Origin of the sequence: Peribacillus folii (assembly GCF_030271255.1) — a bacterium.
Taxonomy (GTDB): Bacteria; Bacillota; Bacilli; order Bacillales; family DSM-1321; genus Peribacillus.
In genome coordinates this window covers 110,136-133,004 of sequence record NZ_JASJOM010000001.1, presented here as the reverse complement: position 1 = coordinate 133,004, position 22,869 = coordinate 110,136, and the positions used below count along the sequence as shown (strand labels likewise).

Annotated in this window: 19 protein-coding genes, 1 other RNA gene and 1 other annotated feature; of the genes, 19 read left to right on the top strand and 1 reads right to left on the bottom strand. The window is 46.3% G+C overall.

Annotated features, from left to right (window positions below; translation table 11 throughout):
- Positions 1 to 81: 81 nt before the first annotated feature.
- The 4 genes from recJ (at position 82) to dtd (ending at position 5,935) form a co-directional block, all read left to right on the top strand.
- Positions 82 to 2,457, top strand: coding sequence for a single-stranded-DNA-specific exonuclease RecJ (gene recJ / locus QNI08_RS00640; RefSeq protein ID WP_285765507.1), 2,376 nt, complete (start codon positions 82 to 84; stop codon positions 2,455 to 2,457).
- Positions 2,448 to 2,960, top strand: coding sequence for an adenine phosphoribosyltransferase (locus QNI08_RS00635; RefSeq protein ID WP_285765506.1), 513 nt, complete (start codon positions 2,448 to 2,450; stop codon positions 2,958 to 2,960). Before recJ ends, QNI08_RS00635 begins: the two co-directional genes overlap by 10 nt.
- Before the next feature lie 317 nt (positions 2,961 to 3,277).
- Positions 3,278 to 5,476, top strand: coding sequence for a RelA/SpoT family protein (locus QNI08_RS00630; RefSeq protein ID WP_285765505.1), 2,199 nt, complete (start codon positions 3,278 to 3,280; stop codon positions 5,474 to 5,476).
- Between the two features lie 15 nt (positions 5,477 to 5,491).
- Entirely contained in the window at positions 5,492 to 5,935 is a 444-nt protein-coding gene (gene dtd / locus QNI08_RS00625) for a D-aminoacyl-tRNA deacylase (protein WP_285765504.1), read from the top strand.
- A 41-nt stretch (positions 5,936 to 5,976) separates the two neighbouring features.
- Here the strand turns inward: dtd and QNI08_RS00620 are convergent, their stop codons facing one another.
- Positions 5,977 to 7,725, bottom strand: a complete 1,749-nt coding sequence (locus QNI08_RS00620; protein WP_285765503.1) for an N-acetylmuramoyl-L-alanine amidase family protein — start codon at positions 7,723 to 7,725, stop codon at positions 5,977 to 5,979.
- A 129-nt stretch (positions 7,726 to 7,854) separates the two neighbouring features.
- Between QNI08_RS00620 and QNI08_RS00615 the strand changes: the two genes are divergently transcribed.
- The 15 genes from QNI08_RS00615 to QNI08_RS00545 all read left to right on the top strand — a co-directional run bounded on the left by QNI08_RS00615 (position 7,855) and on the right by QNI08_RS00545 (position 22,688).
- A complete protein-coding gene (locus QNI08_RS00615; protein ID WP_053535815.1) occupies positions 7,855 to 8,028 on the top strand; it encodes a hypothetical protein in 174 nt (57 codons plus the stop codon).
- A gap of 80 nt (positions 8,029 to 8,108) precedes the next feature.
- Positions 8,109 to 8,347: a binding site (T-box leader), on the top strand.
- Between the two features lie 96 nt (positions 8,348 to 8,443).
- A complete protein-coding gene (hisS, locus tag QNI08_RS00610; protein ID WP_285765502.1) occupies positions 8,444 to 9,715 on the top strand; it encodes a histidine--tRNA ligase in 1,272 nt (423 codons plus the stop codon).
- Positions 9,716 to 9,727: 12 nt separating this feature from the next.
- Positions 9,728 to 11,497, top strand: a complete 1,770-nt coding sequence (gene aspS, locus QNI08_RS00605) for an aspartate--tRNA ligase (RefSeq protein ID WP_285765501.1) — start codon at positions 9,728 to 9,730, stop codon at positions 11,495 to 11,497.
- Positions 11,498 to 11,583: 86 nt separating this feature from the next.
- Positions 11,584 to 11,770: non-coding RNA, 6S RNA (ssrS, locus tag QNI08_RS00600), on the top strand.
- 190 nt (positions 11,771 to 11,960) lie between these two features.
- Positions 11,961 to 12,098: a hypothetical protein gene (locus QNI08_RS00595; protein WP_285765500.1), complete on the top strand. Its 138-nt coding sequence runs from the start codon at positions 11,961 to 11,963 to the stop codon at positions 12,096 to 12,098.
- Between the two features lie 114 nt (positions 12,099 to 12,212).
- Entirely contained in the window at positions 12,213 to 13,184 is a 972-nt protein-coding gene (locus QNI08_RS00590) for a nuclease-related domain-containing protein (protein ID WP_285765499.1), read from the top strand.
- Between the two features lie 10 nt (positions 13,185 to 13,194).
- On the top strand, positions 13,195 to 13,521 hold the full coding sequence (locus tag QNI08_RS00585) for a hypothetical protein (protein ID WP_285765498.1): 327 nt from the start codon (positions 13,195 to 13,197) through the stop codon (positions 13,519 to 13,521).
- A 17-nt stretch (positions 13,522 to 13,538) separates the two neighbouring features.
- Entirely contained in the window at positions 13,539 to 14,687 is a 1,149-nt protein-coding gene (locus QNI08_RS00580) for a M20 family metallopeptidase (protein WP_352231183.1), read from the top strand.
- 111 nt (positions 14,688 to 14,798) lie between these two features.
- Positions 14,799 to 15,560, top strand: a complete 762-nt coding sequence (locus QNI08_RS00575) for a tRNA threonylcarbamoyladenosine dehydratase (RefSeq protein WP_285765497.1) — start codon at positions 14,799 to 14,801, stop codon at positions 15,558 to 15,560.
- A 641-nt stretch (positions 15,561 to 16,201) separates the two neighbouring features.
- Positions 16,202 to 17,389: an ABC transporter substrate-binding protein gene (locus QNI08_RS00570; RefSeq protein WP_285765496.1), complete on the top strand. Its 1,188-nt coding sequence runs from the start codon at positions 16,202 to 16,204 to the stop codon at positions 17,387 to 17,389.
- A gap of 645 nt (positions 17,390 to 18,034) precedes the next feature.
- On the top strand, positions 18,035 to 19,213 hold the full coding sequence (locus tag QNI08_RS00565) for an ABC transporter substrate-binding protein (protein WP_285765495.1): 1,179 nt from the start codon (positions 18,035 to 18,037) through the stop codon (positions 19,211 to 19,213).
- Between the two features lie 159 nt (positions 19,214 to 19,372).
- Positions 19,373 to 20,251 (top strand): branched-chain amino acid ABC transporter permease, encoded by an 879-nt coding sequence (locus tag QNI08_RS00560; RefSeq protein ID WP_285765494.1) that lies wholly within the window; start codon positions 19,373 to 19,375, stop codon positions 20,249 to 20,251.
- Positions 20,252 to 20,264: 13 nt separating this feature from the next.
- Complete coding sequence (locus QNI08_RS00555) at positions 20,265 to 21,227, top strand: branched-chain amino acid ABC transporter permease (protein ID WP_285765493.1); 963 nt, start codon at positions 20,265 to 20,267, stop codon at positions 21,225 to 21,227.
- Positions 21,202 to 21,981, top strand: a complete 780-nt coding sequence (locus QNI08_RS00550) for an ABC transporter ATP-binding protein (RefSeq protein WP_285765492.1) — start codon at positions 21,202 to 21,204, stop codon at positions 21,979 to 21,981. Before QNI08_RS00555 ends, QNI08_RS00550 begins: the two co-directional genes overlap by 26 nt.
- Positions 21,981 to 22,688 (top strand): ABC transporter ATP-binding protein, encoded by a 708-nt coding sequence (locus tag QNI08_RS00545; RefSeq protein ID WP_285765491.1) that lies wholly within the window; start codon positions 21,981 to 21,983, stop codon positions 22,686 to 22,688. Before QNI08_RS00550 ends, QNI08_RS00545 begins: the two co-directional genes overlap by 1 nt.
- Positions 22,689 to 22,869 lie beyond the last annotated feature (181 nt).

Below are 22,869 nucleotides of genomic sequence, written 5' to 3'. Positions count from 1 at the left end.
CACGGGGATGCCCCTGGGTTTAAAATAAAATTGAAACCGGCATACTCGTTTTGTATAATAAGTAAATTGAGGGGTGAATTCATGTTAAAGCCAAAAACGCGGTGGAACTTGCGAACTGCCGATGAAAACAAAGTTGCTGTACTAGCGGAAGAGCTTCATATCACACCTTTGGTTGCAGCCCTGCTTGTGAATCGAGGCCTGGACACGATCGATAGAGCCCGATCTTTTTTATTTGTTAAAAATCAAACCTTCCATGATCCATTTTTATTGAAGGATATGGATAAAGCAGTATATAGAATAACAGAAGCGATTCAAAATGGAGAAAAAATCAGGATATTCGGTGATTATGATGCCGATGGCGTGACATCGACCACCGTGATGCTGACGACGCTGATGAAAATGGGAGCCGATGTCGATTTTTACATTCCGAACCGGTTCACGGAAGGCTATGGCCCGAATCCGATGGCATTTCGTCTGGCGGCTGAGCAAGGAGTGAAGGTATTGATTACCGTCGATACCGGAATTTCGGCAGTAGAAGAAGCGCAGCTTGCCGAGGAGCTTGGCATGGACTATATTTTGACCGATCACCATGAACCGGGACCTGTCCTGCCAAAGGCATTGGCCATCATCCATCCGAAGCTGGAGGATAGTTCATATCCCTTTAAAGACCTGGCCGGCGTGGGAGTCGCCTTTAAGCTGGCGCACGCCTTGCTTGGGGAACTGCCTGAGGATTTACTTGAAATAGCGGCAATCGGGACCATTGCCGATTTAGTGCCTTTGAAAGGGGAGAACCGCCTCATCGCAGCCAAAGGAATCGAGCAGCTGCGCTTGACGGGCCGCCCAGGGCTCGTTGCCTTAATGAAAGTGGCGAATGTCCAGCAAGAAGCCTTGAATGAGGAATCGATCGGCTTTGCCATGGCTCCCCGGATCAATGCAGTCGGACGGCTGGGCGATGCCGACCCGGCCGTTGATTTATTGATGTCGGCAAACCTGGATATGGCGCTGGAGCTTGCCAATGAAATTAATGATATCAATAAAGAACGGCAAGCCATGGTCGCAGCGATGGCGGAAGAAGCGATAAGGGAAGTGGAGGAAAACTTCCCGCCGGAAGACAATGGTGTGCTCATCATCGGAAGGGAAGGCTGGAATGCAGGAGTGGTGGGGATCGTCGCCTCCAAGCTTGTTGAACGCTTTTACCGTCCTACGATTGTGTTGAGCTATGACCGGGAGAAGGGATTGGCGAAAGGTTCAGCACGAAGCATCGCCGGGTTCGATCTTTTCGAAAGCCTTTCGTCCTGCCGGGAATTGCTGCCGCATTTCGGCGGACATCCGATGGCAGCTGGAATGACGTTGAAAATGGACGATGTTCAGGAGCTTCGGGACCGCATGAATGAGATTGCGAAGGAACAGCTGACAGAGGAGGACTTCACCCCGATCACGAACTTGGATGGAGCGACGACCCTTGCTGAGGTTTCGATTCAAACGATCCAGGAGATGAGCCTGCTAGCGCCATTTGGGGTGACGAATCCGAAGCCGAGGATTTTGATAGATTCCGTACAGCTTTCAAGTGTCCGCAAAATTGGTGCGAACCAAAATCATTTGAAGGTCCAGCTTGAAGATGGAGACAACCATAAACTGGATGGAGTAGGCTTCGGCCTCGGCCATTTTGTCGATGAAATAGCCCCGCACGCTGAGGTATCGGTGATTGGGGAGCTATCCATCAATGAGTGGAATAATATGAAGAAGCCTCAGATTTTTGTCCAGGATGTGGCGGTGGATCATTGGCAGTTATTCGATTATCGCGGGAAGGGTCAGGCGGAAAAATGGCTCGGGGACATTCCGGCCCATAACCGGAAAATCGTCATTTTCTCACAGGATATTTATGCCAGGTACCCATTTTTGCAAAATCATCCCGATCTTGTTCATATCAAGAACGGCGAGGATGCCGATGAACTCGATTGCTTCGAGGCCCATGTGGTTTTCATGGACATGCCGCCTTTGAGGGATGTTCTGAAGCGGACCATCTCCGATAAGAAGCCATCCCGTATTTATGCCCACTTCTCCCATGATCAGGACCATTTCTTAAGTACGATGCCGACAAGGGATCATTTTAAATGGTTTTATGCCTTCCTCGCGAAAAAGGGGCCGCTCGACGTGAAACGGTATGGTGATGATTTGGCCAAATACCGCGGCTGGTCCAGAGATACGGTCGATTTCATTTCAAAGGTGTTTTTTGAGCTGGATTTTGTTACAATAGAGAATGGGTTAATTATGCTCACAACCAATGCGAAAAAACGCGATCTCAGTGAATCTGAATCGTTCCTAAGAAAGAAAGAGCAATTTGAGCTTGAACAAGAGCTTGTTTATTCTTCCTATCAGCAATTATTCGATTGGTTCAATCTTTATTTAGTTCATGAGGCAACAGACCTTGAGGAGGAAACAAAGCAATGGATTTAAAGCAATATGTAACAATTGTGCAAGACTGGCCAAAACCGGGTATTGTCTTCAAAGATATTACGACATTAATGGATAACGGTGCTGCTTATAAATACGCAACAGATCAGATTGTCGAGTATGCACGCGACAAGCAAATTGATTTAGTTGTGGGACCGGAAGCACGCGGATTCATCATCGGCTGCCCAGTCGCTTACTCATTGGAAGTGGGATTTGCACCAGTGAGAAAAGAAGGAAAGCTTCCACGCGAAACGATAAAAGTGGAATACGGCCTGGAGTATGGGAAAGATGTATTGACAATCCATAAAGATGCCATCAAGCCTGGACAACGTGTTTTGATCACCGACGATTTACTTGCCACAGGCGGTACAATCGAGGCGACGATCAAATTGGTCGAGGAGCTTGGCGGAATTGTAGCCGGGATTGCATTCCTTATCGAATTGACTGATCTGGACGGAAAAGATAAATTAAATGGCTATGATGTTTTGACATTGATGAGCTTTTAATAAAGTAGGGCACCCTGACCAGGGTGCCCTATTCTATTTTCGCTTGATTTAACTGGATTTTGTCGAATTTCCAGTGAAAAAAAGCAGGATTCTTAATAAAATGCACGTTTAACTCTTTACATCCTTGCTTTTTTTTTCGATAATAGTAATATTAAAGAATTTTTCTGCTAATAAGTTATTTGCACTTGTATCCGTTTATGGCGGATTTATTTTTTTCGCAAAAATTGTCATGTTTTGCAGAATAAAGGGAAGTGCTACCAATCATACTCAATCCGGATCATATCCGGTGGCAGTTAAAGTGGGGTTAAGGTGATTAAATGGCAAATGATCAAATATTGACTGCCGAGCAGGTTGTGGAACGGGCCAGCTTATATCTTCAGCCGGAAGAAGCTGAATTTATTCATAGAGCGTTTAAGTATGCAGAGTTTGCTCACCGGGAACAATTCCGTAAATCGGGAGAGCCGTATATCATTCATCCGATTCAAGTAGCGGGCATTCTCGCCGATCTTGAAATGGATCCGGCAACTATTGCAGCAGGTTTTTTACATGATGTAGTCGAAGACACGGAGGTCACCCTTAAGGATATCGAGGAAAATTTCAGTCCTGAAGTTGCCATGCTCGTGGATGGCGTGACCAAGTTAGGGAAAATCAAGTATAAATCACAGCAAGAGCAGCAGGCGGAAAACCATCGGAAAATGTTCGTGGCGATGGCCCAGGATATCCGGGTCATCTTGATCAAGCTTGCGGACAGGCTGCACAATATGCGGACCTTGAAGCATTTGCCACAGGAAAAGCAAAGGCGGATCTCGAACGAGACGTTGGAAATCTTCGCACCGCTTGCGCATCGTCTTGGTATCAGTACGATTAAATGGGAACTCGAAGATACGGCCTTGCGGTATTTAAATCCTCAGCAATATTACCGGATCGTTAACCTGATGAAGAAAAAGCGGGCAGAACGAGAAAAGTACCTGGAAGAAGTCATTGATGAAGTGCGTAAAAACGTGGAGGAAGTCAACATCAAGGCCGACCTTTCAGGCAGGCCGAAACACATCTACAGCATTTATCGCAAAATGGCACTCCAGAACAAGCAGTTCAGCGAAATTTATGATTTGCTGGCTGTTCGGATCGTCGTACACAGCATTAAGGATTGCTATGCGGTTCTAGGGATCATCCATACGTGCTGGAAGCCGATGCCTGGCCGGTTCAAGGACTATATTGCCATGCCTAAGCCGAATATGTACCAATCGCTTCACACGACCGTGATCGGACCAAAAGGAGATCCCCTGGAAGTCCAAATCCGCACATCGGACATGCATCGCATTGCCGAGTTCGGGGTTGCCGCGCATTGGGCATACAAAGAAGGCAAAGATGTTGGTGAACAGCCTTCATTAGAAGAAAAGCTGACATGGTTCAGGGAAATACTCGAGTTCCAGGACGACGCCACGAATGCCGAGGAATTCATGGAATCCCTGAAAATCGACCTTTTCTCCGATATGGTATTCATCTTTACACCAAAGGGCGATGTCATCGAATTGCCGTCCGGATCGAACCCAATCGACTTCGCTTATCGGATCCACTCCGAAATCGGGAACAAAACGATCGGTGCCAAGGTGAACGGGAAAATGGTGCCGCTCGATTATAAACTGAAGACCGGCGATATCATTGAAATCTTAACATCGAAGCATTCATATGGTCCAAGTCAGGACTGGCTTAAGCTTACCCAAACATCTCAAGCGAAGAATAAGATCCGCCAATTTTTCAAAAAGCAGCGCCGCGAAGAGAATTTCGAAAAAGGCAAAGAGCTTGTTGAAAAAGAGATCAAGGATATGGAGTTCGATCTAAAAGAAATCCTGACGGCCGAGAACATTAAGCGTGTTGCCGATAAATTCAACTTCCTCAATGAGGAAGATATGTATGCGGCAGTGGGCTACAATGGAATCACTGCCCTGCAGGTGGCTAACCGCCTTACCGAAAAGTGGCGGAAGCAGAAAATGGTCGAGCAGGAGGCCGATATTTCAGAGGCAGTGGCCGACCTGAAAACATTCTCCACCTCCTCTAAAAAACGCGATTCAGGTGTGCAGGTACCAGGTATCGATAACCTGCTCATCCGCTTATCCCGCTGCTGCAATCCAGTCCCAGGTGATGAAATCGTCGGTTATATCACCAAAGGACGGGGTGTCTCGGTCCATAGGCAGGACTGTCCGAACCTGGAAAGCGGCGATTCCGATCATCGCCTCGTCCCAGTTGAATGGGAAAGCACGATTAACGAGCGGAAGGAATACATCGTCGAAATAGAAATCAGCGGATATGACCGCCGCGGTTTATTGAACGAAGTGCTGCAGGCCGTCAATGAAACGAAGACGAACATCTCTGCGGTATCAGGTAAATCCGACAGAAATAAAGTGGCAACCATCCATATGTCGATTTATATCCATAACATTGCCCACCTGCAGAAGGTTGTCGACCGTATTAAACAAATTTCGGATGTCTATTCCGTTAGAAGGATCATGAACTAAGGAGTTTTTTATGCCATGCGTGTAGTTTTGCAACGTGCCAAAGCGGCAAAAGTCGTTGTGGCAGGCCAAACGGTCGGCCAAATTGACAGCGGGCTCGTCCTGCTGGTTGGCATCACCCATGATGATACCATCGAGGATGCCGTTTATTTGGCTGATAAGATCGTCCATCTTCGCATATTTGAAGATGAAAATGAAAAGATGAACCATTCCTTATTGGATGTTGGCGGTTCGATATTATCCGTTTCACAATTCACCTTGTACGGCGACTGCCGAAAGGGCCGCCGCCCGAACTTCATGGACGCCGCCCGTCCTGAAGCGGCGAATGAATTATATGAAGCATTTAACGAGGAGCTCCGTAAAAGAGGCATCCATACGGAAACCGGCCGATTCGGTGCGATGATGGATGTTCAGCTTACGAATGATGGTCCCGTTACTTTAATAGTAGAAAGTAAAAAATAACCTGCCGCGGCAGGTTATTTTTGTGTCATGCAGGGTGCACCTCATTTGAAGTATCGCGCCAATCCATTATAGATGGCGGATGTGATTCCTTCTTGGTACTCTTTCGAGGTAATGGTCAATTCTTCGACTGGATTGCTCAAATAGCCTAATTCGATAAGCGTTGCCACTCGCTTGTTTTCACGGATGACATGATAGTTTCCATACCGGGAGCCGCGATTGTTCACCTGCATGGATGAACTGAAGGAATGGGCAAGTGCAGAAGCCAAGCCTTGCTGATAGTCATGATAATAGTAGGTTGTGATGCCGCTGGTGATCTGGTCCATGGTGCTATCGTAATGGAGGCTGATGAAAGCATCCGCTTCATGGATATGAGAAGTGCCGACCCTGGAAGACAGTGGCACATAGGTATTGCCGGTTCTTGTCAAGATCACTTTCGCGCCTGCTGCCTGGAGTTTGTCCCGAAGCAGCTCGGCCGTTCGTATCGTCAGGTTTTTCTCCAGTGTGCCCCCCACCCCGATCGTACCGCTATCCCTGCCGCCATGACCTGGATCGATGACGATCGTTTTATCCTTTAAATATTTTTCGACGCCAGGCCGTTGGATCTGCTCTGAATTACCCTCAAGCGTCACGATCCAGCCGGCAACATACGCTGTTTTTCCGTCTTTTAACTTAATGGAGTACCAGTCGCCCTCCATGCCGATGACAGGGAAGGTTTCCCCTTCTCGGGCCTGCCTGACGATCCCCGAGTTCCCATCGGCAGAACTCCTCAATATCGTTCCATCGTGGATGATGGCAATCTTGTTTCCTTTTATGTCCAGCTTCTTTTTCTTCGGTTCTTCCACACGTTCTTTTTCTAAGTACCAGCTGACGACCCAGCCCTTTTCGGAATTGGAAAGCTGGATTTGTGTCATCCTTCCTTTTGTTTGCAAAACGGTGTAGGTTTCGTCCTTGTTCACCGAGCCGATGACCTTGGCGTTCAAAGAGGCATCTTTCCTTACATGCAAATTGGAAGCAGTCACCCTCGCAGTGTCTGCAGCGGGATTGACTTCCGTTTTAGCATTATTCGCCTTCAACTGCAGGTACGTCACCGCTACCCAGCCCTGCACTCCTTGAAAATCGATTTCTGCCCAATCATTTTTAATGCGATGAACGGTAACGGAAGTGTTTTTATCCAGCTTACCAAGCGTTGAGCCGTTCTTTGAAGGTTCGGAGCGGACATTAAGCCGGTCGACCAAGGTGACACCGGATTGAACGGCTTCTTTTTTAGCTTTTTCTTTTTTTACGGTACCCCCGGATCCTGCATCGGTCTTGAGGTAGTCAGAAGAGACCCAGCCTTCTAGGTCCGCAGATTTGATTTTTATCCAATTTTGGTTCTTTTCAATGATGGCAACCGCGGTTCCTCTCGTTAAGGAACCAACCGTTTGAAACGTAGTGCCAGGACCTGTACGGACGCGGACGGAGCTGCCGGTTATCGTTCCTTGTCCGGAGCCTTTTTTCGCGACGCTTGTTCCCGACTTCCTTTCCACTAACCAGTTGGCAACCCAGCCTGTTTCATTTGAGCCGATTTGGATTTCGAACCAGTCGCCATCCTCTTTGATGATGGGGTACGATTCCCCTTGGGCGATTTTTTTGACGATGGGGAAGCTGAGGCCAGCCCCTTCCCGGACATTGACCACTTTGCTCGTCACGGTTACTTCCCCTTCATCATTCCCGAATGCGTGATTGGCGGGTACTATCGCAGCCATGATCAGCAAAAGGATCAGGCCGAATAAACCCGGTTTCTTCTTCATAAGTTGTCTCTCCCTTTTCATGTCCTTATGTATGTATTCTCGTTCAATAAAAATTTCCCTCTTTCCCAGTGCAAAAAACATATTTTTTAGGAAAGAATAAATCCTATAGAGATAATAGGAGGAATTCCAATGAAATTCAGCGAAAAAGATCAAACGAGCTTGAGCGGAGGCAATCAAGTGCTAGGTGTCGATTTCCACGATTTTATCCAAAAGGAACAAAGTGCGAACCTGGTTGAATTGGCATCCGAGTTTGGAGTGAATGTCCGGACGGTCAAAAACCTGAAAAAACGTTTGAACCAATAAAATGCGGTGAAAATCGTAAAGCCTACCTTGACATTTGCAGGTAACGTCCGTATGATTATAAAATATCAGACTTATAACTGCAACAACCAATGATGGAGAAGAGTAATTAAGAAACACATGAAAAGAGAGGAAATGTCTTGGCTGAAAGCATTCCGCATGATGACTTAATGAAAGAACCCTCCGTAGGCTTCACTCCGAACGGATTTTCCTACTAGGAGATGGACGTGTAACAGGCGTTAACTGTTTTTAAGCGGGGGCACAGTATTTTTTGTGCTTCAACTAGGGTGGCACCACGGGATATTCAACTCTCGTCCCTTGTAACGGATCAGTTACAAGGGGCGGGAGTTTTTGTTTGGCAAAAAATCAGTATAGCGCCATATAGGGAAGGCGCTCTGCTTTAAAGGAGGAAACATATATGTCCATTCAGATTCCTAGAGGTACGCAGGATTTATTGCCGGGCCAAACGGAAATTTGGCAGTATATCGAAAAGACAGCGCGTGAGATTTGTCACCGTTATCAATATAAAGAAATCCGCACACCGATTTTCGAGCACACGGAATTATTTTTACGCGGTGTAGGCGATACGACCGATATCGTCCAAAAAGAGATGTATTCATTCCAAGATCGCGGCGAAAGGAATCTGACCCTTCGTCCAGAAGGCACTGCATCCGTGGTCCGTTCCTACATCGAGAACAAGATGTTTGGATGGGCGAATCAGCCGGTCAAGCTATATTACATCGGCCCGATGTTCCGTTACGAACGTCCGCAGGCAGGCCGATTCCGCCAGTTCGTCCAATTCGGGATCGAAGCGTTAGGAAGTAAAGATCCAGGCATCGACGCTGAGGTGCTTTCACTTGCCATGAGCCTCTACAAGGAGCTTGGTTTGAAAAAGCTGAAACTTGTCATCAACAGCCTTGGAGATAAAGAAAGCCGGATTGCGCACCGAAACGCGCTGATTGAACATTTCCAACCTCGCATTGGCGAGTTTTGCGGAGACTGTCAAAACCGACTTGAAAAAAATCCACTGAGAATCCTGGATTGTAAAAAAGACCATGACCACGAATTGATGAAAACGGCGCCATCCATCATTGAATATTTAAATGATGAATCCCGTATTTATTTTGAAAAGGTGAAACAGCACTTGACGGATTTGGACATCGACTTCGTCGAAGATCCGACACTAGTACGTGGCTTGGATTATTATAATCATACCGCCTTTGAAATCATGAGCGATGCAGAGGGCTTTGGCGCCATTACAACGCTATGCGGAGGCGGAAGGTACAATGGGCTGTCAGAAGAACTTGGCGGACCGGAAACCCCGGGGATTGGCTTTGCACTAAGCATCGAACGGCTGATTGCTGCCTTGCAAGCGGAAAACGTCGAGCTGCCGATCAAAAAGGGAATTGACTGCTATCTTGTTTCATTGGGTGAAACGGCCAAAGATTATACCGTCAAGCTTGCCCATCAATTGCGCAGTGCCGGTTTCACTGTCGAAAAAGACTATCAAGACCGTAAAGTGAAAGCTCAATTCAAATCGGCCGACCGCCTGGAAGCTAGATATGTGGCAACACTGGGTGATGATGAATTGGCCAATAATAAAATCAATGTAAAGTTCATGGAAACCGGAGAACAAGTCCAGATGGATCTTGCCACATTCGTTGAACAATTCAAAAAGCTACAGGCTTAAGGGGGAACTACCATGTTTGGCAGAACATACTTCAATGGAGAAGTAACAGAAGCAGCAATAGGTGAAAAAGTAACATTAAAGGGTTGGGTACAAAAGCGTCGCGACTTGGGCGGAGTCATCTTCATCGACCTTCGTGACAGAAGCGGAGTCGTGCAAGTCGTTTTCAATCCCGACATCTCGGCGGAAGCCTTGGCCACTGCCGAGAAAATCCGTAATGAATATGTCCTTGATATCCAAGGCACAGTCATCAAGCGTGATGAAGCCAACATCAACCCGAACGTATCCACTGGGACCATCGAAGTCCAAGCGGAAAGCGTGACGATCTTGAATGAAGCTAAAACCCCTCCTTTCATCATTGATGAGAGAACGGATGTATCAGAAGATATCCGCTTGAAATACCGTTATTTGGACTTGCGCCGTCCGGCCATGTTCGAAACGTTGAAAATGCGGAACCAAACAACGAAGGCAATCCGCGATTATTTGGACGGCGAAGGCTTCCTTGACATCGAAACACCGATCTTAACGAAAAGCACACCTGAAGGAGCGCGCGATTATTTAGTGCCTAGCCGTGTGCACGAAGGCGAATTCTATGCACTGCCACAATCACCGCAAATCTTCAAGCAGCTATTGATGGTATCCGGATTCGAACGTTATTATCAAATTGCCCGCTGCTTCCGTGATGAAGATTTACGTGCGGACAGACAGCCTGAATTCACGCAAATCGATATCGAAACAAGCTTCATGAGCCAGGAAGATATCATTAACACCGCTGAAAACATGATGGCCAAAGTGATGAAGGATGTAAAAGGACTGGATGTAACCCTGCCATTCCCTAGAATGACATATAATGAAGCGATGGGACGTTTCGGTTCCGACAAACCGGATACACGTTTCGGAATGGAGCTTCAAGACGTATCCGAAATCGTCAAAGACAGCGACTTTAAAGTATTCACTGGCGCCGTTGCAAGCGGAGGACAAGTGAAAGCGATCGTCGTCAAGGACGGGAACGCGGATTACTCCCGTAAAGATATCGATGCCCTGGCTGAATTTGCCGCAATCTACGGTGCAAAGGGTCTGGCATGGCTCAAGGTGGAAGCGGACGGCGTAAAAGGACCAATCGCCAAATTCTTCGCCGAAGACCAACAGCAATTAGTAGCTGCACTGGAAGCGGAAGTAGGCGACTTGATCTTATTCGTCGCAGACAAGAAAGGAATTGTCGCCGATGCACTTGGTGCGCTCCGCAACAAGCTTGGCAAAGAAAGAGGTTTGATCGAACAAAGCAAATTCAACTTCCTCTGGGTGACCGATTGGCCATTGTTCGAATATGACGAAGAAGAAGGACGCTATTATGCAGCCCACCATCCATTCACGATGCCATTCCGCGAAGACATGGACAAACTGGAATCAGATCCGGCAAGCGTCCGTGCTCAAGCATATGACCTCGTCCTGAACGGCTATGAACTAGGCGGTGGATCACTTCGTATATTTGAACGTGACGTCCAGGAAAAAATGTTCAAAGTACTTGGATTCTCAGAAGAAGAAGCAAACGCACAATTCGGCTTCCTCATGGATGCCTTCGAATACGGAACGCCTCCACACGGCGGAATCGCCCTTGGACTGGATCGCATGGTCATGCTGCTTGCAGGCCGCACAAACCTGCGCGACACCATCGCGTTCCCGAAAACAGCAAGCGCAAGCGACCTGCTCGTTGACGCCCCAAGCTCCGTAAGCGACAAGCAATTGGCAGAACTCAGCCTAAGACTAGCCGCTTTAAAGAAATAAATAAAGTGGGAAAAATATGAAAAAATACCTAGATGCTTTCTCTTGAAACGAAGCAAAGCATTATGATATGATGTTTTCAACAAATAAGAGTCCTGATGTGTTCGTTCTTTAACCTATAAGTTTTGACCGAACACTTATAGTTACCGGGAGCACTAGTTTCCTGGCCGCGTACATGCCTCCCCTCGTGGAGGACTTACAAACGCGAGGAACCGAGCACCCACCTGCGGAGAGCGGGTTCAAAACAAAGGCGTAAACGGCACAATTGGGACTCTTATACATCACAAAGCAACTCATGTTCCTAACATGGGTTTTTTTGTGCGCTCAAAAAGAATTTCTGACAAAGGGAGTACGCTTACCACTCAAACTTCATCAAGAAAATGCAATTGGTCAGTAAAGAGCTGGAACTCACGAGCACAACGATCAAACATAAGAGAAAGCACAATTCGCGAGTAAAGCTAGTGAATTGGCGAGTAAAGTGCCAGAACTCGCGAGTAAAGACCTCAAATTGGCGAGTAAAGTGGCAGAATTCGCGAGTAAAACTCTCAGATTGGCGAGTAAAGAGCGGGAACACACGAGAAAACGCTCAAACATTATAGAATAGCAACTATTCTTATTGTGAAAGAGTCGAACTCACGAGAAAAATGCTTAATTTCAGCTTCCAAGGAGGGATAGCATGCATTAATAAAGAAAATAAAGGGAAAGGAGTGATGAATAAATGCGAAAACAGTGTGTAAAGCCGATAAAAATGGTGAAGCTTGAGGCTTTGATGAGGAGGCTGCCAGCAAATCATCCCAAACAGAAAAAGATAAGCAGTGATTTCCGGAAAATTCGTACTGGCTTTAACGGGGAACGGATAATTGGCAATGAGTTAAATGGTCTTTCAAAAGACTATCACGTTTTACATGATTTGAGATTATGTCACGAAGGGAGCCGCTTTTTTCAAATCGATTACCTTATAATATCCAAGAAATATTGCCTCATCATTGAAGTGAAAAATTTTACGGGAACACTCTATTTCGATCGTACGTACCATCAATTGATTCAGACGAAAGATGGTCATGAACAAGCTTATCTCGATCCGCTCATTCAGGTTGATATTCAAAGATCACGCTTAAGCAATTGGCTTGCTGCTCATCATTTTCCTCCGCTTCCGATTGAAACGTTTGTTGCCAATGCCAATCCGAATACAATCATCCGGACGACCCCCGGTTTTTCTCCCATTCTCCAGAAAATTACAGGAAAAGAAACACTTATCTCCAAAATCCTACCCTTGAAAGATAGGTACACATTTGAACAATTAACGGAAAGGCAGCATAAAAAGCTATCCAAGATGATTTTAGAAAAAAATACACCGCTCTATCCTGATGTCCTCAAATTATATCAAATTGACGAAAAAGATTTACTCAAAAGCGTTCAATGTCCTGACTGTTCTGCACTCCAAATGCAATATCATTGGGGGAAATGGTCATGCAGCCATTGTTCTTGCATCTCCAAAGATGCCCACATGCAAACTCTACGTGATTACGCCCTTCTTATTGATTCCACAATTACAAATAATCAGGCACGTCGATTTTTACAGCTGGATTCGATCGATGTTATGCAGAAAATGCTTTGTGCGATGGATTTGCCCCATAGGGGAAGATTTAGAAATAGAGTGTATAGTCTTGATAGATTAATTCGCGAGTAAAGCGCCCAAATTGGCGAGTAAATCCTGCAAATTCGCGAGTAAAGCACCCAAATTGGCGAGTAAATCCTGCAAATTCGCGAGTAAAACACTAAAATTGGCGAGTAACCTCCGCAAACTCGCGAGTAAAGCGCCTAAACTCAAGAGAAAAGCCCCAAAACCTATGATAAAAGCTCAATTGGCGAGTAAATCCTGCAAATTCGCGAGTAAAACACTAAAATTGGCGAGTAACCTCCGCAAACTCGCGAGTAAAGCGCCCAAGCACTTTAAAATATCCCCCCATTTAAGGAACATTCCACCTTATACATTCGTAAATTATAGGAAGGGTGAAGAATCATAAGCCATGGAAGGAAAGTAGTGAGGGCTTTGAAAGACTTATTGAATGCGAAGCGGATGGAAATGCTGCAGTTCGTGGAGCGGCTTGTGAATATTGATAGCGGCTCACGTACGAAAAAGGGCATTGATGAAATTGGTTTGATAATGAAGGCGAAATTTGAAAGTTTGGATTTTATCGTGGATGTCGTGAAACAGAAGGATTATGGCAATCAGCTGGTGATTCAGCATCGTGATGCGGTTAAGCCGCATATTTTGGTTGTTGCACATATGGATACGGTTTTTCCTGAGGGGACGGCGCTGAAACGTCCTTTCAAAGTGAAGGGAAATCGGGCGTACGGTCCAGGTGTAGCTGACATGAAGGCGAGCCTGGCTGCGATTTTTTATGCGATCCTTTGCTTGAAACAGACGGGGCAGACAGGCTACAAGCATGTTCAAATCATTTTGAATAGTGATGAAGAGATCGGTTCACCGTCGTCTGGATCCCTCATAGCTGAAAAGGCGGCGAAAAAAAAGTATGCGCTAGTTCTTGAACCGGCAAGGATGGATGGGTCTCTGGTCACGGCGAGACGGGGCTGCGGTCAATTCAAGGTGGATATAGTCGGGGTGGCGGCCCATTCGGGGATCGAGCCGGAAAAGGGGCGAAGTGCGATTGAGGAATTGGCCCATAAGATCATTGCCCTGCATCAATTGAATGATCGATATTCGGGAATCGGCGTGAATGTCGGCATGATCGAAGGCGGATCTGCGGTGAATACCATCGCTTCGCATGCGGCCGCTTTTGTCGATGTACGGATCACGGAAAAAAGGCAGGAAGAGATCATCCTTAAACAAATGAAAAAAATCTGTGCGAAGACATACATTCCAGGAACGAAGACGACACTGACCGGAAAAATGGATCGGTCGCCGATGGAGAAGACCGAGAAAACGAACATGCTTTTGGAGACGATCCGGCAAGCGGGCAAGGAGATCGGCCTCGTTATTACCGATACGGCCACGGGCGGCGGTTCGGATGCTTCCTTCACGGCCGATCTGGGAATACCGACAGTGGATGGGCTTGGACCGATCGGCGGGAATGCACATAGTAAAGAAGAGTACTTGGAAATACCGAGCCTGGCAGAACGGACTTTATTGCTGGCTACCGTCATTCAAAAATTGTCAAACATGAACTAGGAAACTAATTCCGATTAGACTGCTCATATTTCGCTTGTCATACTTGCTGTTTATGATATATTGTTAATTGGGAAGCTTAATAAGAACAGAATTTATTGGAGTTGAATATATATGCTGCATCAGTTTTCACGTAATGAATTAGCAATTGGCAAGGAAGGCATCGATATACTGAAAAACACGACCGTGGCTGTCCTTGGGGTAGGAGGAGTCGGTTCTTTTTCAGCTGAAGCATTGGCCCGTACCGGCATCGGCCGGATCATCCTTGTGGATAAGGACGATGTCGACATCACCAATGTAAACAGGCAGATTCATGCTCTGCTATCAACAGTCGGCCAGCCGAAGGCGGAATTGATGAAAAATCGCATTCAAGACATCAATCCAGACTGTGAAGTGATTTCCCTGAAAATGTTTTATACAGAAGAAACATTTGAAGAGTTTTTCAGTTATGGACTGGATTATGTCATTGATGCCTCCGATACGGTCATTTATAAGATGCATGTGATGAAGGAGTGCTTGAAACGGAATATCAAGGTGATTTCGAGCATGGGGGCCGCTAATAAAATGGACCCGACCCGTTTTCAAATTGCCGATATTTCCAAAACCCATACCGATCCGCTTGCTAAGGTCATCCGTACCAGGCTGCGTAAAGAGGGGATCACAAAAGGAATCCCGGTTGTTTTCTCCGACGAAAGTCCGATCGTCATTCGTGAGGATGTTCGCAAGGAAGTCGGCAATGATGCGGCCAAAATCCGTAAAGCTCAAATGCCGCCGTCCTCGAATGCATTCGTCCCATCCGTAGCTGGCCTGATTGCAGCAAGCTGGGTGATCAATGATATATTGAAAGAAGTGGACGTCCGCCGAGTAAACGATTGATACGCTAAAAAAACTGAATCTAGCAGAGTCAGTTTCAGACTGTAGACAAACTCGATAAGAATCGAGTTTGTCTATTTTTATGGGTTATACGATGTGGCCGCCAGGCACTCGCTTTCCGCGGGCGGTCCGGGAGCCACCTCAGCTTTCAGTCTCCGGTGTCTCCCGTGACTCGCACTTCCCGCAGGAGTCTCGTACCTTACGTTCCAACCCACTTTGTTTTACCCCTTAGTTAGAACACTTTTGCCTAGAGTCATTTTTGTTTTAAAATAGAAGGATTAAAACTTGAGTTGATAAGGATGCTTTCTAAACATGATTCTATTCAGCGAGATCAACTTGAAATGATTACGTTAGATCAACCATTTGGTTCGTAAAATAGAGGCTGCCATTGACTTCACTTTCATTCATGACCTGGTGAAAGGGGCTCGGAATTTTTTAATACCGAACCCATTTTGTCTACAAACTGACTGACTTTAGCAGAGTCAGTTTTTTTTGTGCCAAAATAGTAGATATTCCCTTTAAATAACTTTTTTATCCAGATCTTATAGACGGGGTCGAAAGAATGAGATAAACTATTTTCAGAATATTAGTTTTATTCAGATATTCAAACGGTTGGAAGAACACACAAAACAAGGGGGTTTCAAATGAAGAAGAACAAGCTAGCAGGAGTGGTTCTATCACTTTCATTGGTCGCTGGGGCGCTCGCAGGTTGCGGCGACTCGAAAACGACTGGCAGTTCAAGCGGGGGTTCATCCAATTCGGGTGACACGATTAAAATCGGTGCCAACCTTGAGTTGTCAGGAGGTACGGCATCATTCGGCCAATCGGCTGCGGATGGTTTGAAACTGGCCATCGATGAAATCAATAAAGAGGGCATCGACGGTAAAAAACTGGAAATCGTCAAGGTTGATAATAAATCCGATGCTGCAGAAGCGACAAGCGGTTCGATCAAGCTGGTCAGTCAGGACAAGGTAGTCGCTGTGGTCGGATCGGCTACGAGCACGAACACATTGGCCCAGGTTCAGGTCGCACAGGATAATAAGGTTCCTTTAATCACACCGACGGCAACAAACCCCGACATCACCAATAAAGCTGGAAAAGTAAATGATTACGTGTTCAGGACCTGCTTCATCGATCCGTTTCAAGGAACGGTTGCAGCCAATTTCGCTTCTGACGAAGTAGGGGCGAAGACAGCTGCGATCTATGTGGATAGTGCTAGTGACTATTCCAAAGGATTGGCCGCTGCCTTTAAAAAGGCGTTCACGGCGAAAGGCGGCAAAATCGTTGCCGAAGAGGCCTATGTCACGAAAGATACCGATTTCCGCTCCACATTGACACGTATTAAGTCGGCCAAGCCAGAGTTCGTCTTTCTTCCTGGTTACTATGAAGAGGTCGGGTTGATCCTGAAGCAGGCACGGGAAAATGGCATTGACCTTCCTTTCATGGGCGGAGACGGCTGGGATTCCCCGAAGGTCGTTGAAATTGCCGGAGCCGACGCTTTGAAAAATACGTATATCACCAACCATTATTCACCAGAAGATGAAGATGCAAAAATCCAGGATTTCGTTGCTGCCTTCAAGAAAGCGTACAATAAAACACCGGATGCCTTTGCCGCGCTTGGCTATGATACGGGGTACTACCTGGCCGATGCCATCAAAAGGTCCGGCGATGCCTCACCAGAAAAAATCAGGCAAGCATTGGAAGATGTCAAGGACCTTCAATTAGTTTCAGGTACGCTGAACCTCGATAAAAACCATGATCCCATCAAATCGGCCACCATCCTGGAATACGTGGATGGCAAACAAACATTCAAAACAAAAATCAATCCATAATCTACTTGGATAGGGGGACAGGCTCCCCCTATTTTTATATTCACTTATACTACATTAACCAGTGAAGAACTTATGCAGGCTTATTTAGGAGAACATTGGACCGCCCTTTATGGCGATTATTAAACTGATTTTTCCATGTACATATGCAAAATCTATAAGAATCGAGTAACGCTTCATGCATTATTTTATTCATCCAGGATAGTATAATTCAATTTTGAAATAGGAAATAAGACTAAATTGGAAGGTTCATACTGGGTTTAATTCCCTATCATCAAGCAAATATATTACCGTAAATGGAAGTAAAAGGGTGAGAATGCTAAGGGGAGGAATAAAAAATTTTGGGTAATAAAGGAAGAGAAAACAATATTAAAATAATTTAATTATCAGTTTTTTCTGATAATAACGCCATTTTCTTGAGTTTTAAAATATAGAGATATAAAAATGCCCCATTATTACCTATGAAAAATCTCCTATTTAACGAAATTTTCTCACTATTATTGTATAGACGGAATGAAAATTATGCGGTAAACTATTTTTCGAAATATTAATTTAATTTTAAACATTTCGGCTAATCGAAAATTTCTGAAGCATCTTGAATAATTATTCATGCATCAGAGCTCTGATTACAAAATGGGGGGATTATTTATGAAGAAGAAAAAACTAGCAGGTGCATTTCTTTCACTAACACTTGCAGCAGGCATGCTAGCGGGTTGTGGAGGCTCTGGTTCATCAGATAAATCAAGCGGGGATGGCGATACGATCAAGATCGGTGTCAACCTTGAATTATCAGGCGGTGTAGCCTCCTATGGACAATCGATTGCAGAGGGTCTTGAGCTGGCAACAGAGGAAATCAATAAAGAAGGCATTGACGGTAAAAAAATCAAACTTATCAAAGTCGATAATAAATCCGAAGCATCTGAAGCAACAAGCGGAGCGATCAAGCTGACTTCACAAGATAAGGTTGCGGCGATCGTAGGTGCGGCGACAAGCACGAACTCCATTGCCCAGGTACAAATTGCACAGGATAATAAAGTGCCTGTCATTTCACCTTCAGGTACAAGCCCGGAAATCACATTCAGCAAAGATAAATTGAACGACTACATCTTCAGGACAAGCTTCATCGATCCGTTCCAAGGAACGGTTGCTGCGAATTTTGCCACTAGTGAAATCAAAGCGAAAAGTGCAGCCATCTATATCGACAGCGCAAGTGATTATTCAAAAGGATTGGCAGCAGCCTTTAAAGAGCAATTCGAAAAAAATGGCGGAAAGATCGTCGCAGAGGAAGCTTACATTGCAAAGGATACCGATTTCCGCTCCACATTGACTCGCCTGAAATCAGCGAAACCGGATTTCATCTTCCTTCCAGGTTACTATGAGGAAGCAGGCTTGATCGTGAAGCAGGCTCGTGAAACTGGCCTGGATGTTCCGTTCATGGGCGGTGACGGCTGGGATTCTCCTAAGCTAGTGGAAATTGCCGGTGCAAAAGCATTGAATAACACGTTCATCACGAACCATTATTCTTCAGGTGATCCTGATGAGAAAATTCAGAATTTTGTGTCTGCGTTTAAGGCGAAATACAAAGATAAATCTCCGGATGCCTTTAACGCGCTTGGCTATGACACAGGATATTTCCTAGCGGACGCAATCAAGCGTGCTGGTTCAGCGGATCCGACAAAGATCAAAGAAGCGCTGGAAAAAACGAAAAATCTTCAGCTTGTAACAGGTACCTTTACATTGGATGAAAAACATAATCCGATCAAATCAGCCACCATCCTTGAATTCAAAGAAGGAAAACAAGTTTTCAACACAAAAATCAATCCTTAATACCGAAAAAAAGTCCAACCCTTCGCCGGCCCTTCTTCTATAAGAAGGCGCTGGCGAATTCTCATTTTTCTGGAATGCCAGGTCGCTGAAACTTCCATGAGTGGAATGAAAGAGTCTGGACGATCACTATAAAATTAGATTTTTCAAGGAGAGTCGAACATGGAATTGATACAGCAGCTAATAAACGGGGTTTCATTAGGAAGCATTTATGCCCTTATCGCTCTCGGATATACGATGGTTTACGGGATTGTTAAATTGATTAACTTTGCACATGGTGATGTTTTCATGGTCGGTTCATTCGTAGGGTTTTATTCGATAACGGTTCTGGATCTGTCATTCGTGCCCGCTCTGTTGATCGCGATGTCGGTCTGTGCACTGTTTGGAGTACTGATCGAGCGAATTGCCTACAAGCCATTGCGTAACGCAACGCGCATTGCCGCACTTATCACGGCAATCGGGGTTTCCTTGTTGATCGAATATGGCTTCATCTATGTCCGCGGCGCACAGCCTGAGGCCTATCCGAATGATGTATTGCCGACCGACAAGTTCGATATTTTCGGGGTATCGGTCAATAGCCAATCGATCTTGATCTTCGGGGTCGCTGTCGTTTTAATGATCATTCTTCAAATCATCGTCCATAAAACGAAAATCGGCAAGGCGATGCGTGCCGTTTCCTTCGATGCGGATGCAGCCAAGCTGATGGGGATAAATGTTAATAACACGATTTCTGCCACCTTTGCAATCGGTTCCGCTTTAGCTGGGGCAGCAGGTGTCATTTTCGGGATTTATTATATTAAAATCGAGCCGCTTATGGGGGTGCTTCCGGGGCTTAAAGCTTTTGTCGCTGCCGTGCTGGGCGGGATCGGAATCATTCCGGGTGCGATGGTCGGAGGATTATTGCTTGGTGTCATCGAGGCTTTGGTCAGTGCCGCCGGTTACTCATTATGGCGTGATGCGGTAGCATTCGTCGTCCTGATCCTTATCCTGATATTCATGCCACAAGGATTATTCGGTAAAAACAAAAAAGAAAAAGTATAGGGGAGACAAAGCAATGACTACAATTAAGCGAGCAAAAGGTTTTTGGCTCTCGATTTCATTATCCTTGATCTTTTTCGCCATCGTACAGGTGTTGATCGGCGGCGGATCGCTCAATCCTTTTTATCAAAATACGCTCATGTTCATCGGGATCAATATCATCCTGGCAGCTTCCTTGCACTTGATCATCGGGATAACGGGGCAATTCTCCATCGGGCATGCAGGATTCCTTGCAGTCGGGGCATACGCTTCAGCCGTCATGACGATGAAGCTGAACATGCCATTCACGGTAGCGTTGATAGTCGGAGGTTTGGCGGCGGCGATTGCCGGCCTGATCATCGGCATTCCAAGCTTGCGTCTAAAAGGTGACTATCTGGCGATTGCCACCCTCGGTTTTGGTGAAATCGTCCGGATCGTGCTTTTGAACATCGATTATGTTGGCGGGGCGAGCGGCATGCAGGTTTCCCATTTGACCACTTGGCCGTGGGTGTTCGCTTCCGTCCTCGTGACGATCATCGTCATCAGGAACTTCACAAGCTCGACACATGGAAGGGCTTGCATATCGATCCGTGAGGACGAGACGGCAGCCGATTCGATGGGGATCAATACCACCTATTACAAAGTCGTCGCGTTTGCGATCGGAGCCTTTTTCGCCGGCATCGCCGGAGCGCTTTATGCTCATAACTTCTATATCATCCAGCCATCGAACTTCGGATTCCTGAAGTCATTCGATATCTTGATCCTGGTCGTGCTTGGCGGTCTTGGAAGCTTGTCAGGAGCTGTATTGGCAGCCGTATTACTCACAGTGGTCACGACATTCCTCCAAGATTATCCGGAAACGCGAATGATCATTTACAGTCTGGTTCTTATCGTCATGATGCTTTATCGTCCGCAAGGGTTAATGGGGACAAAAGAAATAACGTCTATGTTCAAACGTAAAGGAGGCAGCAGCCATGGAAACAAAAACACCGCTGCTTAAGGTCGATTCGGTCGGCATCCAATTCGGGGGGCTTAAGGCCGTTTCCAGTGTGAACGTCGAGCTTTACCCAGGTGAATTGGTTGGCTTGATCGGGCCGAATGGTGCTGGGAAAACCACTTTCTTCAACTTGCTGACAGGAGTTTACGTCCCGACGGAAGGCACGATTTCCTTGGAAGGGGAGGACTTGAGAAAACGGCCGCCCTATAAAATCACGCAAAAGGGCATCAGCAGGACCTTCCAGAACATTCGCTTGTTCAGCGAGCTTTCCGTCATCGACAATGTAAAGGTTGCGTACCATTCGCTTTCGAAACATAGCATTTTAAGCTCGATCCTCCGTATGCCCAGCCATTTTAAAGGGGAAAAGGAGATGGATGAGAAGGCAATCGAGTTCCTGAAGATCTTCAACCTCGATCAATATAAGGACGAGAAGGCGAAGAACCTGCCATATGGCAAACAAAGACGACTGGAAATCGCACGGGCGCTTGCCGCCAATCCGAAGCTGCTTTTGCTCGATGAACCGGCAGCGGGCATGAACCCTCAAGAAACGCATGAGCTGATGAACCTGATCGCCCTCATCCGTGAGAAATTCGATTTGACCGTCTTATTGATCGAGCATGATATGCCGCTTGTCATGGGAGTTTGCGAGCGCATATACGTACTGGATCACGGACAGCTGATCGCTCAAGGGCGGCCTGAGGAAATCCGGAACAATCCAAAAGTCATCGAGGCCTATCTGGGCGAGGAGGTTTCATAATGCTGAATATCGAGGACATTAACGTCTATTACGGAAACATTCAAGCCTTGAAGGGAGTTTCGCTTTCCATCAACGAAGGCGAAATCGTGACCTTGATCGGTGCGAATGGTGCCGGCAAGAGTACGATGCTGAAAACCGTTTCCGGATTACTAAAACCAAAGCAAGGCAAGATCCTTTATGAAGGGCAGTCGATTGGCGGAAAGGCGGCACAATCGATCGTGAAGATGGGCATATCCCACGTTCCTGAAGGCCGCCGTGTCTTCGCTAACATGTCGGTTGAAGAAAACCTTGAGCTTGGCGCGTATTTACGCAAGGATAAGGCAGGCATCAAGCAGGATATGGAGAAGGTGTATGAATTATTCCCGCGCTTGCTTGAGCGCCTGAAGCAGCAATCCGGAACGCTTTCCGGCGGTGAACAGCAAATGCTCGCAATGGGCAGGGCGCTGATGGCCAAGCCGCGGCTGCTCCTATTGGACGAGCCATCGATGGGCCTCGCCCCATTATTGGTGAAACAGATCTTTCATATAATAGAAGAAATCAATAAAACGGGAACGACGATCCTGCTTGTCGAGCAAAATGCCAATTTGGCCCTATCCATTGCCGACAGAGCCTATGTCGTCGAAACGGGGCGGATTGTTCTATCCGGAAAATCAGAGGAACTGACCGCAAGCGAAGAAATCAAGAAGGCTTACTTAGGCGGACATTAAACCGCGAAGGGCGTTCACATACTGTAGGTAAACTCGAAAGGTTATGGAGTTTACCTACAGTTTTTTTGATTTTTTGTACTGTGAGCGTTTCATTCCACTGCAGGCACTTATCTTTCCAGAGGCGGTCCGTGAGCCACCTCGGCTTATAGCCTTCGGGTCTCACGTAGACACGCATTTCCCG